The sequence below is a fragment of the Enterobacter sp. ECC_219_Taxon_10 genome (genome assembly GCF_058354905.1).
The window spans coordinates 679,580-695,476 of record NZ_CM178005.1 but is presented as its reverse complement, the minus strand read 5'-3'; the positions used below and the strand labels follow the sequence as shown (position 1 = coordinate 695,476).

At 55.1% G+C, this 15,897-nt stretch carries 16 protein-coding genes and 3 tRNA genes; 7 read left to right on the top strand and 12 right to left on the bottom strand.

What is annotated here, in order from left to right; genetic code table 11:
- Nucleotides 1-131 precede the first annotated feature (131 nt).
- The 3 genes from deoB to deoC all read right to left on the bottom strand — a co-directional run bounded on the left by deoB (nucleotide 132) and on the right by deoC (nucleotide 3,620).
- The gene (deoB, locus tag AC4ICF_RS03270) at nucleotides 132-1,355 is read right to left on the bottom strand and encodes a phosphopentomutase (RefSeq protein WP_316379728.1); all 1,224 of its coding nucleotides are present in this window, start codon (nucleotides 1,353-1,355) and stop codon (nucleotides 132-134) included.
- Nucleotides 1,356-1,408: 53 nt separating this feature from the next.
- On the bottom strand, nucleotides 1,409-2,731 hold the full coding sequence (gene deoA, locus AC4ICF_RS03265) for a thymidine phosphorylase (RefSeq protein WP_316379729.1): 1,323 nt from the start codon (nucleotides 2,729-2,731) through the stop codon (nucleotides 1,409-1,411).
- 109 nt (nucleotides 2,732-2,840) lie between these two features.
- A complete protein-coding gene (deoC, locus tag AC4ICF_RS03260; RefSeq protein ID WP_003856543.1) occupies nucleotides 2,841-3,620 on the bottom strand; it encodes a deoxyribose-phosphate aldolase in 780 nt (259 codons plus the stop codon).
- Between the two features lie 262 nt (nucleotides 3,621-3,882).
- Here deoC and AC4ICF_RS03255 point away from each other — a divergent pair, with 262 nt between their 5' ends.
- Both AC4ICF_RS03255 and AC4ICF_RS03250 read left to right on the top strand, forming a co-directional pair.
- Nucleotides 3,883-5,430: a YjjI family glycine radical enzyme gene (locus tag AC4ICF_RS03255; RefSeq protein ID WP_316379730.1), complete on the top strand. Its 1,548-nt coding sequence runs from the start codon at nucleotides 3,883-3,885 to the stop codon at nucleotides 5,428-5,430.
- Nucleotides 5,405-6,265, top strand: coding sequence for a YjjW family glycine radical enzyme activase (locus AC4ICF_RS03250; protein ID WP_163331154.1), 861 nt, complete (start codon nucleotides 5,405-5,407; stop codon nucleotides 6,263-6,265). The genes AC4ICF_RS03255 and AC4ICF_RS03250 overlap by 26 nt, the downstream gene beginning before the upstream one ends.
- Here the strand turns inward: AC4ICF_RS03250 and AC4ICF_RS03245 are convergent.
- The 8 genes from AC4ICF_RS03245 to AC4ICF_RS03210 form a co-directional block, all read right to left on the bottom strand.
- A complete protein-coding gene (locus AC4ICF_RS03245; RefSeq protein WP_316379731.1) occupies nucleotides 6,260-7,042 on the bottom strand; it encodes a TatD family hydrolase in 783 nt (260 codons plus the stop codon). The two genes, AC4ICF_RS03250 and AC4ICF_RS03245, sit on opposite strands and share 6 nt — an antisense overlap.
- Complete coding sequence (locus AC4ICF_RS03240; RefSeq protein ID WP_116342385.1) at nucleotides 7,039-8,091, bottom strand: patatin-like phospholipase family protein; 1,053 nt, start codon at nucleotides 8,089-8,091, stop codon at nucleotides 7,039-7,041. Before AC4ICF_RS03240 ends, AC4ICF_RS03245 begins: the two co-directional genes overlap by 4 nt.
- A 120-nt stretch (nucleotides 8,092-8,211) precedes the next feature.
- Complete coding sequence (locus AC4ICF_RS03235) at nucleotides 8,212-8,373, bottom strand: DUF1328 domain-containing protein (protein WP_003856556.1); 162 nt, start codon at nucleotides 8,371-8,373, stop codon at nucleotides 8,212-8,214.
- A 127-nt stretch (nucleotides 8,374-8,500) separates the two neighbouring features.
- The gene (gene osmY, locus AC4ICF_RS03230; RefSeq protein ID WP_302219674.1) at nucleotides 8,501-9,118 is read right to left on the bottom strand and encodes a molecular chaperone OsmY; all 618 of its coding nucleotides are present in this window, start codon (nucleotides 9,116-9,118) and stop codon (nucleotides 8,501-8,503) included.
- A 300-nt stretch (nucleotides 9,119-9,418) separates the two neighbouring features.
- On the bottom strand, nucleotides 9,419-11,008 hold the full coding sequence (gene prfC, locus AC4ICF_RS03225; protein ID WP_028015433.1) for a peptide chain release factor 3: 1,590 nt from the start codon (nucleotides 11,006-11,008) through the stop codon (nucleotides 9,419-9,421).
- A gap of 91 nt (nucleotides 11,009-11,099) precedes the next feature.
- On the bottom strand, nucleotides 11,100-11,777 hold the full coding sequence (yjjG, locus tag AC4ICF_RS03220; RefSeq protein ID WP_316379732.1) for a pyrimidine 5'-nucleotidase: 678 nt from the start codon (nucleotides 11,775-11,777) through the stop codon (nucleotides 11,100-11,102).
- 19 nt (nucleotides 11,778-11,796) lie between these two features.
- Nucleotides 11,797-12,240, bottom strand: a complete 444-nt coding sequence (rimI, locus tag AC4ICF_RS03215) for a ribosomal protein S18-alanine N-acetyltransferase (RefSeq protein WP_116342381.1) — start codon at nucleotides 12,238-12,240, stop codon at nucleotides 11,797-11,799.
- On the bottom strand, nucleotides 12,209-12,622 hold the full coding sequence (locus tag AC4ICF_RS03210; protein WP_316379733.1) for a DNA polymerase III subunit psi: 414 nt from the start codon (nucleotides 12,620-12,622) through the stop codon (nucleotides 12,209-12,211). Before AC4ICF_RS03210 ends, rimI begins: the two co-directional genes overlap by 32 nt.
- A 102-nt stretch (nucleotides 12,623-12,724) precedes the next feature.
- Here AC4ICF_RS03210 and rsmC point away from each other — a divergent pair, with 102 nt between their 5' ends.
- The 4 genes from rsmC (at nucleotide 12,725) to AC4ICF_RS03190 (ending at nucleotide 14,248) form a co-directional block, all read left to right on the top strand.
- Nucleotides 12,725-13,753, top strand: coding sequence for a 16S rRNA (guanine(1207)-N(2))-methyltransferase RsmC (rsmC, locus tag AC4ICF_RS03205; RefSeq protein WP_316379734.1), 1,029 nt, complete (start codon nucleotides 12,725-12,727; stop codon nucleotides 13,751-13,753).
- A 174-nt stretch (nucleotides 13,754-13,927) separates the two neighbouring features.
- Nucleotides 13,928-14,014, top strand: a tRNA-Leu gene (locus tag AC4ICF_RS03200).
- Between the two features lie 28 nt (nucleotides 14,015-14,042).
- Nucleotides 14,043-14,129 (top strand) — tRNA-Leu (locus tag AC4ICF_RS03195).
- Between the two features lie 33 nt (nucleotides 14,130-14,162).
- Nucleotides 14,163-14,248: transfer RNA gene (locus AC4ICF_RS03190), tRNA-Leu, on the top strand.
- A 41-nt stretch (nucleotides 14,249-14,289) separates the two neighbouring features.
- On the opposite strand, the gene AC4ICF_RS03185 is transcribed toward AC4ICF_RS03190, so the two are convergent.
- Nucleotides 14,290-14,520 carry a DUF1435 domain-containing protein gene (locus AC4ICF_RS03185; protein WP_116342625.1) on the bottom strand — a complete coding sequence of 77 codons (231 nt, stop codon included), beginning with the start codon at nucleotides 14,518-14,520 and terminating at the stop codon, nucleotides 14,290-14,292.
- 254 nt (nucleotides 14,521-14,774) lie between these two features.
- Here AC4ICF_RS03185 and AC4ICF_RS03180 point away from each other — a divergent pair, with 254 nt between their 5' ends.
- Nucleotides 14,775-15,839 (top strand): GGDEF domain-containing protein, encoded by a 1,065-nt coding sequence (locus tag AC4ICF_RS03180; RefSeq protein WP_061099315.1) that lies wholly within the window; start codon nucleotides 14,775-14,777, stop codon nucleotides 15,837-15,839.
- The last annotated feature ends 58 nt before the right edge of the window (nucleotides 15,840-15,897 follow it).

Genomic DNA, 15,897 nt, shown 5'->3' with positions numbered 1-15,897 from the left:
GGGTTGGGGTGAGGGCATCAGGCCGCACCCGTGTTTCTCGTGGGAGAGGGTTGGGGTGAGGGCATCAGACCGCACCCGTATTTCTCGTGGGAGAGGAGCGGGATGAGGGCATCAGGCCGCACCCAATCCGTTTAGAACATGGCTTTGCCATATTCCATGTCAGACGTGCCAAAATATTTCGCAAGGGTCTGGCCGATGTCCGCGAAGGTTTCACGGTGACCGAGCGAGCCCGGCTTCACTTTCGGGCCATACACCAGCACCGGGATGTGCTCACGGGTATGGTCGGTACCGGTCCAGGTTGGGTCACAGCCGTGGTCCGCTGTCAGGATCAGAATGTCATCTTCACCCACCAGCTCCATCAGCTCAGGCAGACGGCGGTCAAACAGTTCAAGGCCAGCAGCATAACCCGCAACGTCGCGACGGTGGCCCCAGGAGGAGTCGAAGTCCACGAAGTTGGTAAAGACAATGGTTTTGTCGCCCGCTTCTTTCATCTCTTTGATGGTGGCATCGAACAGCGCATCGAGACCGGTCGCTTTGACCTTTTTGGTGATGCCGCAGTTGGCGTAGATATCCGCGATTTTACCCACGGAAACCACGTGGCCGTCTTTCTCTTCAACCAGCTTCTGCAGCACGGTTGGCGCTGGTGGCTCAACGGCCAGGTCATGACGGTTACCGGTACGCTGGAAGTTACCCGCTTTGTCGCCGATAAACGGACGCGCGATCACGCGGCCAATGTTGTAGCCGCCTTCGGTCAGCTCTTCACGGGCGATTTCGCACAGCTCGTAGAGTTTATCCAGGCCGTAGGTCTCTTCGTGGCAGGCAATCTGGAACACGGAGTCAGCAGAAGTGTAGAAAATCGGCTTGCCGGTTTTCATGTGCTCTTCGCCGAGCTGGTCCAGAATCACGGTACCGGAAGAGTGGCAGTTACCGAGGTAGCCCGGCAGGTTGGCACGCTTGACCAGCTTATCGAGAAGCTCCTGCGGGAAGCTGTTCTCGTGATCGGAGAAATAGCCCCAGTCGAACAGCACCGGCACACCGGCGATTTCCCAGTGACCGGACGGGGTGTCTTTACCGGAAGAGAGCTCGTGCGCCCAGGCGTAGGCGCCCACCACTTCCGCGTTGCCGTCCATACCGGCTGCGATTTTACCGGTAGAACCTTCATGCGCTTTCACCAGACCGAGGCGGGTCAGGTTTGGCAGAGTCAGAGGGCCTTTACGACCGTTGTCCGCTTCGCCTTTAGCACAGGCTTCCGCGATGTGACCCATGGTATCGGAACCCACGTCACCAAAACGTTCTGCATCTTCGGTTGCGCCGATGCCGAATGAGTCCAGCACCATAATAAATGCACGTTTCATAATTGTTCTCCGTACTTAGTGCTTCATAAAAATGCGATCAGATCAGTATACCGCTATTCGGTGATACGGCGATAGACCGTTGGGGTGTTTTCCGGCGCTTTATCATCAAGCGTAATGGCGGCTTTCACCGCTTTCGCCGCGTCCTGCCAGCTGGCTTCATCTTTGGCGTGGATCACCGCCAGCGGACGTTGGCCGTCAACGCTGTCGCCCAGACGGGCCATATCGGTAAAGCCGACGCTGTAATCAATGGTGTCGGATGCCTGACGACGACCGCCGCCCATAGACACGACAGCCATGCCGAGCGCGCGGGTGTCCATGGCAGAGACAAAGCCTTCGCTATCCGCATAGACGGCTTTGCTGAGCATCGCGGTCGGCAGGTATTTCGCGTAGTTTTCGACGAAATCGGTCGGGCCTTTCTGCGCCGCCACCATGCGGCCAAAGATCTCCGCCGCTTTGCCGTTGTCCAGCACTGCCTGCAGCTTCGCGCGCGCTTCTGCATCGTCTTTAGCGAGTTTGCCGGAGATGAGCATCTCAACGCACAGCGCCATGGTCACGTCAAACAGACGCGGGTTACGGTATTCGCCGGTGAGAAATCGCACGGCTTCGCGGACTTCAACCGCGTTACCGGCGCTGGAAGCCAGCACCTGGTTCATGTCGGTCAGCAGCGCGGTGGTGCGCACGCCCGCGCCGTTAGAGACGCCAACAATCGCTTCGGCCAGCGCCTCAGAGAGTTCATAGGTCGGCATAAAGGCGCCGCTGCCCACCTTCACGTCCATCACCAGCGCATCCAGCCCTTCAGCCAGTTTCTTCGCCAGGATAGAGGCGGTGATCAGCGGGATGGAGTCAACGGTCGCGGTGATATCGCGTGTTGCATAGAAACGTTTGTCTGCCGGAGCAAGAGAGCTGGTCTGGCCGATAATCGCCACACCAACGTCTTTAATAATGTCGCGGAAGCGGTTGTCGTCCGGGAAGATATCGAAGCCCGGAATGGCTTCCAGTTTGTCGAGCGTACCGCCGGTGTGGCCCAGGCCGCGCCCGGAGATCATCGGAATGTAACCGCCGCAGGCTGCCACCATGGGGCCGAGCATCAGAGACGTCACGTCGCCCACGCCGCCGGTGGAGTGTTTGTCCACAATCGGGCCGTTAAGGTTAAGGCTTTTCCAGTCCAGAACGGTTCCTGAATCTCGCATCGCCATGGTCAGCGACACGCGCTCGGGCATCGACATATCGTGGAAGAAAATGGTCATCGCCAGAGCCGCAATCTGCCCTTCTGAGACGGTGTTATCACGAATGCCGTTGATAAAGAAGCGGATCTCTTCGTCGCTTAATGCCTGACCATCACGTTTTTTACGAATAATTTCTTGTGCGAGAAACACGGTAACCTCCATGCGGAATCGGGGGAGTTGTGGCGGGTGGCGCTACGCTTACCCGCCCTACGATCCTGTAGGCCGGATAAGCGAAGCGTCATCCGGCATTGTCTGGCAATCAGTAGCTGCTTGCGCTCTTACCGTCGCCGTGACCCAGCGCTTTCAGCAGGCTTGCCAGCAGGCTGGACGCGCCGAAGCGGTAGTGACGGGAATCAGCCCAGTCGGCGCCAAACAGCTCGTCGGCAATTGCCAGGAACTGCTGCGCGTCTTCGGCGGTACGCACGCCGCCCGCGGGTTTGAAACCAACGGTTTTGGACACGCCCATGTCGCGGATCACTTCCATCATGATGCGCGCGCTTTCCGGGGTCGCATTCACCGGTACTTTACCGGTAGAGGTTTTAATGAAATCCGCACCGGCTTTGATGGAGATTTCAGACGCTTTACGAATCAGCGCCTCTTCTTTCAGCTCGCCGGTTTCGATGATCACTTTGAGCAGCACGTTTGCCGCCGCACACGCGTCTTTACAGGCTTTCACCAGGTCAAAACCGACCTGCTCGTTGCCAGCGATCAGCGCGCGGTAAGGGAACACCACGTCAACTTCGTCTGCGCCGTAGGCAATCGCCGCACGGGTTTCCGCCAGCGCGATCTCGATATCGTCGTTGCCGTGCGGGAAGTTAGTCACGGTTGCAATGCGCACGTCCGGAGTGCCCTGCTCTTTCAGCGTTTTGCGGGCAATCGGGATAAAGCGCGGGTAGATGCAGACAGCGGCGGTGTTGCCCACTGGCGTTTTCGCCTGATGGCACAGGGCGATGACTTTTTCATTGGTGTCGTCATCGTTCAGGGTGGTCAGGTCCATCAGTTTCAACGCGCGCAGGCTGCTTGCAGTTAAATCGGTCATAACATTCTCCAACGGCAGTGCCGTATAAATTTTACCTTGCGGGTCTGTGAGTATTCTAACATTCACCCGCATCCACACTTCGACATTCATCACAGTTAATGAAAACTGCGTACAAATTTGCATTACTGTAATGAGATCTTCTTCAAACTTTAGTGCGTAAATTGCCGGCTAAAGCAGCGATACCCCCTGTCGGATCAAAAGCCCCGACAGGCTGGCTTCCTACAATTCGCTCATCATCCGCAGAACACTCAAGGAAGCGAATATGCCCCACTCCAGCCCCGACGCCCTGCAACAACGTTGCCAGCACATTGTGACAAGCCCGGTGTTAACCCCGGAACAAAAACGTCATTTTCTGGCGCTGGAAGCGGAAAACAACCTGCCGTATCCGACACTTCCTGAGGCCGCGCGAGCCGCGCTGGACGAAGGGTTTATCTGCGACATGTTCGAAGGCCACGCGCCTTACAAACCCCGTTACGTTCTGCCGGATTACGCAAAATTTCTGGCTAACGGTTCAGAATGGCTGGAGCTGGAAGGGGCGAAAGATCTCGACGAAGCCCTCTCGCTGTTAACCATCCTCTACCACCATGTTCCGTCTGTCACATCGATGCCGGTCTATCTCGGTCAGCTTGATGCGATATTAACTCCGTATGTTAGAATTCTAACACAAGAAGAGATCGATAGCCGAGTAAAACGTTTCTGGCGCTATCTCGACCGTACGCTGCCGGATGCGTTTATGCACGCAAACATTGGGCCTGCCGACGGCCCCATCACCCGTGCCATTCTGCGTGCCGACGCAGAGCTGAAGCAGGTTGCGCCGAACCTGACCTTTATCTACGATCCCGATATCACCCCGGACGACTTGCTACTTGAAGTGGCAAAAAACATATGTGAATGCAGCAAACCGCATATTTCCAATGGCCCAATGAATGATAAAATTTTCACAAAAGGCCGTTACGGCGTGGTGAGTTGTTACAACTCCCTGCCGCTTGCAGGCGGTGGCAGCACCCTGGTGCGCCTTAACCTCAAAGCCATTGCTGAACGCAGCACATCCATTGAAGACTTCTTCACCCGCACGCTCCCACACTACTGCCAGCAGCAAATTGCCATCATCGATGCACGCTGCGATTTCCTGTACGGGCAGTCTGGCTTCTTTGAGAATAGCTTCCTGGTGAAAGAGGGGCTGATTGATGCCGATCGGTTTGTGCCGATGTTTGGCATGTACGGCCTGGCGGAAGCGGTAAACGCGCTCTGTGAGAAAGCAGGAATAGCGGGACGCTACGGAAAGGACGAACAGGCCAACGCGCTGGGTTATCGCATCAGCGAACAGCTTGCAGCGTTTGTCGAAAACACGCCTGTGAAACACGGCTGGAAGCAGCGTGCGATGCTGCACGCCCAGTCAGGCATCAGCTCCGATTCGGGCACCACGCCGGGCGCGCGTCTGCCCTACGGCGACGAACCGGATCCCATCAGCCACCTGCTGGCTGTTGCGCCGCACCATAAACACTATCACTCCGGGATTAGCGATATTTTAACGCTGGATGAGACGGTAAAACGCAATCCTCAGGCGGTGGTTCAGCTTTGCCAGGGTGCGTTCAGGGCCGGTATGCGTGAGTTCACCGCGAATGTCGCTGGTAACGATCTGGTCCGCGTAACCGGGTATATGGTGCGCTTGTCGGATCTGGAAAAGTACCGCGAAGCCGGATCGCGCACCAATACCACCTGGCTGGGTGAAGAAGCCGCACGCAATACCCGAATTCTGGAACGTCAGCCGCGCGTGATAAGCCATGAACAGCAGATGCGCTTTAGTTAGTCAGGTCATTCCCTTCTCCTGCGTGGACGGGCCGGGCAGCCGCCTGGCGCTGTTCCTGCAGGGCTGCAACCTGCGCTGCAAAACCTGCCACAACCCGTGGACCATCGGGCGCTGCAACGACTGCGGGGACTGCGTGCCCCACTGCCCGCATGACGCGCTGACCATTCAGGCAGGACGCGTCTGGTGGCAGGAGAGTCACTGCCAGCAGTGCGACACCTGCCTGCGCCTGTGCCAGCAGCAGGCCACGCCTATGGCGAACCGCCTGAGCGTGGAGGAGATCCTCACGCAGATCCGAAAAGCCGCCCCCTTTATTGAGGGCGTTACCGTCAGCGGGGGCGAAGCCACCACGCAGCTGCCGTTTTTAATCGCCCTGTTTACCGCGATCAAAACCGATCCTGAGCTACATCATTTAACCTGCATGGTTGACAGCAACGGTCTGTTAAGCGAAACCGGCTGGCAAAAGCTGCTGCCGGTACTGGATGGCGCGATGCTGGATCTGAAGGCGTGGGGGAACGAGCATCACCGCTTCCTGACCGGGCGCGAAAACCCGCAGATTAAACAGAGCATCCGCTGGCTGGCAGATCGTCACCGTTTGACGGAACTCCGCTTGCTGGTTATTCCGGAGCAGTGTGATTACCTGGAACATCTCAAGCCGCTAACGACCTTTATCCACGGGCTTGGGAATGTGCCAGTGCGCATCAACGCTTTTCATGCGCATGGGGTTTACGGCGAGGCAGCGTCATGGCGCAGCGCCACGCCGGAGGACGTTGAACCGCTGGCCCGGTCGCTGGAAAAAAAGAAAATAACGGTGATTCGTCCGGCGCTTTATCTATAGCGTGATGCCAAAAACCGAACGGGTATTTTCCAGCAACGCGCCGGCAATCACATCTTCAGGTTCCTGACGCAGTTCGCACAGCACGTCAAAAACGCGCGACGCCTGTTCCGGGCGATTCGGCTGCCCCTGAAAACCATTCAGCGGCATATCCGGCGCGTCAGTTTCCAGCAGAAGCGCCGACAGCGGCAGCTGTGCCATTACGTCCCGGGTTTTACTGGCACGCGGATAGGTAATGGTGCCACCGACGCCGATTTTATACCCCAGCTCAATAAAACGCTGCGCCTGCTGCAGGCTGCCGGAAAAACCGTGTACAACGCCTCTTCGCGGCAGATCGATACGCTTAAGGTGCATTGCGAGCTTATCATGCGTGCGTCTTGAGTGGAGGATCACCGGCAGATCGTGACGCTTTGCCAGCCTGAGCTGCGCGTCGAGGACCGTCTGCTGGCGTTCAAACTGCGGATCCTCGCGATAGAGATCGAGCCCGATCTCGCCGATGGCGACAAGTTTCTCTCCTGCACTTTGCAGCACCTGATCCAGCTCTTCAAGATGCTCATCACGATGGCGCTCAATGACAATCGGATGCAGGCCGAGCGCGGCATAAAGCGCGGGGTATCGCGTGGAAAGATCCAGCACGCGGGAAAAATAGGCCGCTTCTACTGACGGCACAATGATGGCCTGAACGCCTGCCTCGGCAGCTTTCGCAATACTTTGCGCTTCATCCCCCGTAAACGGCGGGAAATCAAAGTGGCAGTGGGTATCAACAAAGCGGTGCGTCACGCCAGATCCTCGTTATCCAGTAAAGCGTCATTCGCCTGCGGGATATCCACCAGCGGCATCGTCAGGGCATCATTGGCGACAACCGCAGGCGGCATAATAATCCGTTTATGCCGATGAAGCGGCGGCTGCTCCGCCAGCATTTTCCCCACCGTCGCCAGGAAGTAACGCCCGCACAGCCGCCCCGTTTTGTAATCCATGCGCAGCGCAGGGACGCGGCTGCCCAGCGCCATGCTCAGCAGCGGCTTCGGCGGATAGATTTCAAAAATTCGCAGCTTACCCGGCGGTTTTTCAATAAAGCGCTGCATCGCGCCGTAGGTGGTTTCATGCTGCTTTGCGATGTTCACCAGCGGCTGCAGGCTGCTGTCGCCCAGCCAGCGCTCCATCCGTTTAAACCACTGGGGTGTGTAATACATTTGCGACGGCACGGTACGGATCACCACGATGGTTTTCGCCCCGCGCCGGGCGGCTTCCTGCACCGGCACCGCGTCGCTGATGCCGCCGTCCAGATAGCTGATGCCGTCCAGCAGAGCTCCGGTACGATAAAAACCGGGAATAGCGCTGGAGGCGCGGATGATGTCCAGCCAGTTATCCTTCTGCGGTGAGAAATAGCCCGGCGAGTAGTCATCCCCCCGGCTGGCGCACATCCAGAACGCTTTGCCGCTATCAAACAGACGGGCGGCGGTATCCATGGCCAGCGGCATCTGGCTGGAGGTCGACTCCAGAAGCCAGTCGAGATCGATCAGGTTGCCGCCGCGCACGAAGCGCACCGGGTTAAAAAATTCTTTCGCCGTGGTGTAGCGCATGATTACTTTTCGCGCGTAGCCGGGCTGGTTACAGACATAGGCAGAGAGATTCTGCGCCCCGGCGGACGTACCGAAGTAGAGGTCAAACGGGTTGAACTGCGCACGCATAAATTCATCCAGCACGCCGGCGGTGAAAATGCCGCGCTGTCCTCCCCCCTCACAAACCAGTGCGAGTTGACCCGCGCGAAACGGTTTTAACGTCAGCGGCGCAATATTGCCGAGCGTAACGGGAATTCGTTGCCCCACCTCTGCTTTCCTGTTTTGATTATTTTATCACTCCACAGTAACGCACCCGACCTGTAACGCAAATAAGAAAAAGCCAGTCGCAGGGACTGGCTTTATTTTGTTGAAGAAATATTGCGTTTGCTATGGACGTCGACGCCCCGTAAACAGGCTGACCAGGAACAGAATAATACCGACGACGAAGACAATTTTAGCTGCCCATGCCGCTGTACCTGCCAGACCACCAAAGCCCAATGCGGCGGCAATTAACGCGATAACCAGAAATATAATGCCCCAACGAAACATAAGCTTCTCCTTTACCATAGTTAATGTCGGCCGCTAAACGTGAGCGCTCAGGTCACTCACCGGCGTTTTTCCAGAGTCGTTCTTATTTCGCCCGCAGGATTTAGCCCGGCGGGCGAATGGTCCAGAATTACTTCGTTTTCAGATCGTTTTTAACGCTTTTCACACCATCAATGGCTTTCGCAATTGACTCGGCACGTTCACTTTGCGCCTGGGAATCAACCGTACCGGAAAGCTGAACCACACCATCGGTGGTTTCTACTTTCACCTTACGAGACGGCACGATGTCATCTGCTAAAAGTTTAGCTTTGATTTCGCTGGTGGTTGCCGCATCCCCGGCATAACCTTTCACCGACGCGTTTTTACCGTCGCGAACGTGCAGTTTATCGCTCACGGAGGCCACACCTTCGACACCCTTAGCGACTTTCACCGCCTGTTCTGCCTGCGCCTGGCTTTCCACGAAGCCACTCAGGGTGACCACTTTCTTGTCGGTCTTAACGGAAATATCGGTGCTCTTGATGGCTTCATCATCCACCAGCGCGGCTTTCACTTTTGCTGTGATAGAGCTGTCGTCCATGAAATTACCGACTTTATTCATAGAGCTATCGATTTTTTGCCCTGCGGTATCGGCCGTGGACTGTGCTTTATCCATGGCGCTGCTTTCCGCGAGGGCGGAACCGCTAACCAGAACGCTACCCAGTGTTACAGCCAGCAGAGTTTTAGAAATCTTCAGTCTTGTCATATTCATCGATTTATTCCTGTGTTTTACCCGCTATTCGGGCTACATACTTCCTTAGTAGTTTTATATATTGCGAATAAACACACGGGTGAAATGGAGAACCAATCGACATGCATTGAACAGTTAATTCATCCACACCCGGTGCTAAACACTGAGTTAAATATAGATCACTCTCACAATGCCGCTTTCAGAATTGAGTAAAAAACGCGCGAATAGCGTGAAATAGCGGTGAATTAAGAACATTCCGCAAGGGATTAATAAGACTGGAATAAAAGAAGAGCACGGCGATTGCCGTGCTCTGAGAGGGGATTAGTGTTCGCGCGTTTTGCGGAACTGTACGTCAGGATAACGTTCCTGCGTCAGGTTCAGGTTGACCATCGTTGGCGCGATATAGGTCAGGTTGTCGCCGCCATCCAGCGCCAGCTGAATTTCGTTCTTACGCTTAAATTCTTCGAATTTCTTCACGTCTGAACACTCAACCCAGCGCGCGGTCGCCACGTTGACCGATTCGTAAATCGCTTCCACGTTGTACTCGCTCTTCAGACGCGCAACCACCACGTCGAACTGCAGCACACCCACCGCGCCGACAATCAGATCGTTGTTGGCGATTGGACGGAACACCTGCACGGCGCCCTCTTCGGAGAGCTGAACCAGGCCTTTCAGCAGCTGCTTCTGCTTCAGCGGATCGCGCAGACGAATACGACGGAACAGCTCCGGCGCGAAGTTCGGAATCCCGGTGAACTTCATCATTTCGCCCTGGGTGAAGGTATCGCCGATCTGGATCGTACCGTGGTTGTGCAGACCGATGATGTCGCCCGGATACGCTTCCTCAACGTGCGAGCGGTCACCCGCCATAAAGGTCAGCGCGTCGGAGATCACCACATCTTTGCCAATACGCACCTGGCGCAGCTTCATGCCCTTCTCATACTTACCGGACACTACGCGCATAAAGGCCACGCGGTCGCGGTGTTTCGGGTCCATGTTGGCCTGAATTTTGAAGACGAAACCGGTGAATTTCTCTTCTTTCGCTTCCACTTCGCGAGTGTCGGTTTTACGCGGCATTGGCTGCGGAGCCCACTCCACCAGACCGTCCAGCATGTGGTCTACGCCAAAGTTACCCAGCGCGGTACCGAAGAAGACCGGGGTAATTTCACCGCTCAGGAACAGCTCTTTGTCGAACTCGTGAGACGCCCCCTTCACCAGCTCCAGCTCGTCGCGCAGCTGCGCGGCCAGCTCTTCGCCAACCGCGGCATCCAGATCCGGGTTGTCCAGACCTTTCACAATGCGCACTTCCTGAATGGTGTGGCCTTTACCGGTCTGGTACAGATAAGTTTCGTCTTTATAGAGGTGGTAAACGCCTTTGAACAGCTTACCGCAGCCAATTGGCCAGGTAATTGGCGCACAGGCGATCTTCAGCTCGTTTTCCACTTCATCCATCAGCTCCATCGGGTCACGGATGTCACGGTCGAGTTTGTTCATAAAGGTGAGGATCGGCGTATCACGCAGGCGGGTAACTTCCATCAGCTTGCGGGTACGATCTTCTACACCCTTCGCGGCGTCGATCACCATCAGACAGCAGTCCACCGCCGTCAGGGTACGGTAGGTATCTTCGGAGAAGTCTTCGTGGCCCGGGGTGTCCAGCAGGTTTACCAGGCAGTCGTGATAAGGGAACTGCATCACGGAGGTGGTAATCGAAATACCGCGCTGCTTTTCCATCTCCATCCAGTCAGATTTTGCATGCTGGCTGGAGCCACGGCCTTTAACGGTACCCGCAGTCTGGATCGCCTGTCCGAACAGCAACACCTTTTCGGTGATGGTCGTTTTACCGGCATCCGGGTGCGAGATAATGGCAAAAGTACGGCGCTTGGCCACCTCTTGCAGATAAGGAGACAACGTCATAATTAAATCTTCTTTTATAAGCGCGGCAGCACGCCACGCATCATGGAATACAAAATTGCGGCTATTTTACCCATCAACGGGGGGCAGGCAATCATTGTTTACACAGGAGTTGCTCCAGTTCGGTCAATGACGTGACGGTCCAGGTTGGCTCGATGCCTTCAGGCTTCACGCGGCCATGCGCATTTAGCCAGACGGTCGACAAACCTGACTTCATACCGCCAAGAATATCAGACTCTGCGGTATCCCCCACCATCAGCACGCGATCGCGGTCGGGATTACCGGCCTGCGCCAGCGCATAATCGAAAATCCGCGGATCCGGTTTCGGCACCCCCACCTCTTCGGAGATCACCAGCGCGTCAAAATGATCGCGCAGGCCGGTGCGCTCCAGACGGATTTGCTGCAGCGCGGTGAAGCCGTTAGTGATGATTCCCAGTTTCACTTTGCCTTTCAACGCATTCAACAGAGAAACCGCGCCCGGCAGTGGCGCGCAAATATCCGCCATCGCATTGAGAAAAGCATCATTCAGCGAGCCCGGACTCACGTTTAAGCGCTCCGCCCAGACGTCAAAACGCTGGTGCTGAAGCTGTAACGCAGTGATGGCACCGTTCTGGTAATCCACCCACAGCGGCTTGTTCACCGCCTGATAGTTCTGAAAATCTTCAGCGGTGAAGGTCACGCTATAGTCGAGAAACATCCGCTGTAGGCCGCCAAACGAGTCAAACGTAAACAGCGTTTCGTCGGCATCAAAGAAAATCCAGTCCCATTTCATCGTTACAACCTTATCTTCGTTATCCAATCGGCAGAGCCATTATGATGGCGTCTTCACGTCCCTCTGCGGTGGGGTAGTAGTTACGGCGGACTGTCGCCTCGTTAAAGCCTAAGCTTTCATAGAGCGCGATGGCGGCGACATTCGATGCGCGCACCTCCAGCCACAGGGTGAAAACGTCACGGGTTTCGAGCTCACGAATGAGATGCTCAAGCAGTTCTCTTCCCAGCCCACGGCGCTGAAACGCCGGGTCGACGGCGATGTTAAACAGCGTCGCCTCGTCAAGAACGACCTGCGTGATGGCAAACGCGGCCATGGTGCCGTCAACGTCCAGACGGTAGTTCAGATAGCGCTCGCCCTGATTGCTGGCAAACGTTTTCTCGCTCCACGGAAAGGTGTGGGCGCGTGTTTCAATCGCGAACGCTGCGGTCAGGTCAGGCGTCGTGAGGGAAGAAATCGTGTTCATATTCGCAGATTTGTTGCCATAGCGCGCTGCGCGCCTTTGGATTGGCTTTCAGCTCGTCCAGTGCTGGCGAGCTGATTTTGCTCCCCTGAAGAGAGATGTCGCTAGTCTCTCCGATGCGCCAGCTGTTACAGCGGCTATCAGGAGGAAGCATGGCAACCCGTTCAGGCTTCAGCTGTAAGACCTGGTCGGGCGTCAGCTTCAGGCTGCGAAGGACATCACCGATCAGGGGTTCATTCAGGGCAGGCAGTTCTTCCGCTACCATCACCAGCCGAACGTGCGCAGGGATGGAGATGGCGATTTCGCCCTGCAACGCCGTCGGGCGACGCAAGGCCCACTGGGTAATGCCCAGCTGCTGCAACTGCCAGTCTCGTCGGGATGTCATAGGGATAACTCCTGTCTCTCAGGCGCGCAAATATAGCAAATGTGTCGAAAGTGCGCCATCTACCTACTATAATCCCCGCCTGAGTTTATTGAGGAACAATTCATGTCTGCATTTACCCCGGCAAGTGAAGTCTTGCTGCGTCACAGTGATGATTTCGAAGAAAGCCGTATTCTGTTTGCCGGAGATATGCAGGATGACCTGCCCGCGCGTTTCGACTGTGCTGAAAGCCGTGCCCACACCCAATACTACCACCACTGGCAGGTGTTGAGCCGCCAGATGGGCGAGCGCGCACGCTTCAGCCTGGTGGCGGAGCAGAGCGATATTGCCGACTGCGATACGCTGATCTACTACTGGCCGAAGAACAAGCCGGAAGCCCAGTTCCAGCTGATGAACCTGCTCTCCCTGCTGCCGGTTGGCTGTGATATTTTCGTGGTCGGTGAAAACCGCAGCGGCGTCCGTAGCGCCGAGCAGATGCTGGAAGCCTACGCGCCGCTGACCAAAGTCGACAGCGCGCGTCGCTGCGGTCTGTATCATGGCCGTCTGGAAAAGCAGACAACGTTCGATGCCAACACCTTCTGGGACGAATACCAGCTTGACGGCCTGACCATCAAAACCCTGCCGGGCGTCTTCAGCCGTGACGCGCTGGATACGGGCAGCAAGCTGCTGCTCTCCACTCTGACACCGCACACCAAAGGCAAAGTGCTGGACGTGGGCTGCGGCGCGGGCGTGCTTTCAACGGTGCTTGCCAGCCATTCACCAAAAGTGCGTTTAACCCTGTGTGACGTAAGCGCCCCGGCGGTTGAAGCCAGCCGCGCAACGCTTGCCGCAAACGGCATTGAAGGCGAGGTGATTGCCAGCAACGTCTTCTCTGACGTGACCGGCCGCTTTGACATGATTATCTCTAACCCGCCGTTCCACGACGGCATGGAGACCAGCCTCGAAGCTGCGCAAACGCTGATCCGTGGCGCGACTCGCCACCTCAACAGCGGCGGCGAGCTGCGCATCGTGGCGAACGCCTTCCTGGCGTACCCGAAAGTGCTGGACGAAACCTTCGGCTTCCACGAAGTGATCGCCCAGACTGGCCGCTTTAAGGTCTACCGCACCGTGATGACGCGTCAGGCAAAGAAATAATTTGCCATAAAATGCAGGCCGGATAAGCGCCAGCGCCATCCGGCAAGCAGGCGTCTCAATTCCGTCCATTTTTGCAGCAATCAATAAAAGTCGCGCAATTTTCAGTTGACGTAAAGCTGAAAACATCTAGAATGCGCCTCCGTGGTTACGATACTTTTACAGTATCGATGGTATGCGAAGGTGGCGGAATTGGTAGACGCGCTAGCTTCAGGTGTTAGTGTCCTTACGGATGTGGGGGTTCGAGTCCCCCCCCTCGCACCATAAATCACGTTGATATTGCTCGCACTGGGCGAAGGTGGCGGAATTGGTAGACGCGCTAGCTTCAGGTGTTAGTGTCCTTACGGATGTGGGGGTTCGAGTCCCCCCCCTCGCACCAACGAGGCGATATCAAAAAAAGTAAGATGACTGTGCGAAGGTGGCGGAATTGGTAGACGCGCTAGCTTCAGGTGTTAGTGTCCTTAGGATGTGGGGGTTCGAGTCCCCCCCCTCGCACCAATTATCTTACATCCCTTCTGTAACTCCTCTTGTTTTCCCTGTTATTTCAAACTCATCAGTATTACCAGAATTCCACTGATCAATGCGACACACGATGGCAGTAAAACAAAGTGACGAAGTTGCTTATGCCATATCATGCCTGACGTAACCAGCAATCCTGACACAATGATGGCCTTCCAGATATTGATGGAGAGATCGGCAAACATCAACACGCCAAGGATTACGCCCGGCAACAATACTCCCCATGCACTTCCCAGCGCCCTGTTCAACATACATCGCCCTTTCATAACGATAATGATAAACAATATCATATGATAAAAATTATCATTTGTCGCGCAGTGAAGCAAAAAAGATCGGCCTTTACCCTTATGTAGAATGACAGAAATTTCCTAAGGTGATAAATTGCTCACCTGTTAACTACACATAAAGTTTTTCTTATAATTACGCTTTGAGTTTTTTGCATATTTTAGTGCGAAACCACACCTATTTATCTGTTTTAATTAAATTTTAATAAAAACGCACGACTATGACATCACAATCCTGGCGGTCTTTGGTTCAAAGAAAATATCAATTATCGTTACGTTTATTTTTATTTCTGAACGCAACTTCAGCCGTGTTCTCGGTAACAAACCCGCTCTATTCTGTACGCGTGTTTTCTGCCCCTCTGATTGCAATTTTCGCGATCAGTACTGGCCTGTTCGTCTGGCACTGGAAAAAGCGCGCGCGGAAGATAAATATTCCTGCCGTTTCAGCAATCTTTGGTATTTTGTGGGCCTGGCAAATTGATTCGAAATTTTCGCTAATTACCCATGACCAGGCTATGTATTTGATAATAGCCTTACTCACGGTGCTTTTTATCGGAACGCTGGCCTTCGCCAGTAATATCAAAGCATTTACGCTGCACTCGCTCCCCGCCTTTATTGTCTGCCTGTGGTTAAGCGACCAAGATATATGGCTAAGAATGTCCTATTCTTTCGCACTTCCTGTGGTGGCTATTGCTATTCATAACATTTTGCAAAGGCGCAACGATCGCTTCGCCCAGGAGCTGCTCTCTCGCCTGCTGGAAGAACGGGAAACGCTGACCGATCTCAGCATGATGGATCCTCTAACCGGGCTCTATAATCGTCGCGGCCTGCAGAGCCGTCTGGAGAACCTGCCGGCGGTAGAAAACGGCGAACACTTTGTCCTTCTGATGGATATCGACCACTTCAAAGCCTATAACGACCATTATGGCCATATGATGGGCGACCAGGCACTGAAACGCGTCTCTGCGGCCATCCGTGATGCCGTCCGTTCACGCGATATTGTGGCGCGTTTCGGTGGGGAAGAGTTCATGGTGCTGCTGACGAATATTTCCCTTGAACACGCCCGCCATACGGCAGAGCGGATCCGTCAGAAAGTCTATGATTTGAAAATCCCTCATCTTTTCAACGAAAGTGTCGCCACCAACGTCACCATCAGCATCGGTATTGCCATTTTCGAAAATGAAGACGTTGAAGGCGCGCTGGAGAGAGCAGACAGAGCGCTCTATGAAGCAAAGCATTTAGGTCGCAATAACATTCTGCTAAGTGAAGAGCTACAAACCGCTTAAGCGCGTAAGCGGTTAATCAGGACAAAAGTCTTGCCATTGGTATGAGCAATAGTTAGGA

Excerpts from the sequence above, each read along its gene's own strand:
- AC4ICF_RS03250 (WP_163331154.1), top strand. The coding sequence starts at position 5,405 with ATGAACAGCAGATGCGCTTTAGTTAGTCAGGTCATTCCCTTCTCCTGC.
- deoC (WP_003856543.1), bottom strand. The coding sequence starts at position 3,620 with ATGACCGATTTAACTGCAAGCAGCCTGCGCGCGTTGAAACTGATGGAC.
- prfC (WP_028015433.1), bottom strand. The coding sequence starts at position 11,008 with ATGACGTTGTCTCCTTATCTGCAAGAGGTGGCCAAGCGCCGTACTTTT.
- AC4ICF_RS03235 (WP_003856556.1), bottom strand. The coding sequence starts at position 8,373 with ATGTTTCGTTGGGGCATTATATTTCTGGTTATCGCGTTAATTGCCGCC.
- AC4ICF_RS03255 (WP_316379730.1), top strand. The coding sequence starts at position 3,883 with ATGCCCCACTCCAGCCCCGACGCCCTGCAACAACGTTGCCAGCACATT.
- AC4ICF_RS03180 (WP_061099315.1), top strand. The coding sequence starts at position 14,775 with ATGACATCACAATCCTGGCGGTCTTTGGTTCAAAGAAAATATCAATTA.
- rsmC (WP_316379734.1), top strand. The coding sequence starts at position 12,725 with ATGTCTGCATTTACCCCGGCAAGTGAAGTCTTGCTGCGTCACAGTGAT.
- AC4ICF_RS03185 (WP_116342625.1), bottom strand. The coding sequence starts at position 14,520 with ATGTTGAACAGGGCGCTGGGAAGTGCATGGGGAGTATTGTTGCCGGGC.
- deoB (WP_316379728.1), bottom strand. The coding sequence starts at position 1,355 with ATGAAACGTGCATTTATTATGGTGCTGGACTCATTCGGCATCGGCGCA.
- rimI (WP_116342381.1), bottom strand. The coding sequence starts at position 12,240 with ATGAACACGATTTCTTCCCTCACGACGCCTGACCTGACCGCAGCGTTC.
- osmY (WP_302219674.1), bottom strand. The coding sequence starts at position 9,118 with ATGAATATGACAAGACTGAAGATTTCTAAAACTCTGCTGGCTGTAACA.
- AC4ICF_RS03210 (WP_316379733.1), bottom strand. The coding sequence starts at position 12,622 with ATGACATCCCGACGAGACTGGCAGTTGCAGCAGCTGGGCATTACCCAG.
- yjjG (WP_316379732.1), bottom strand. The coding sequence starts at position 11,777 with ATGAAATGGGACTGGATTTTCTTTGATGCCGACGAAACGCTGTTTACG.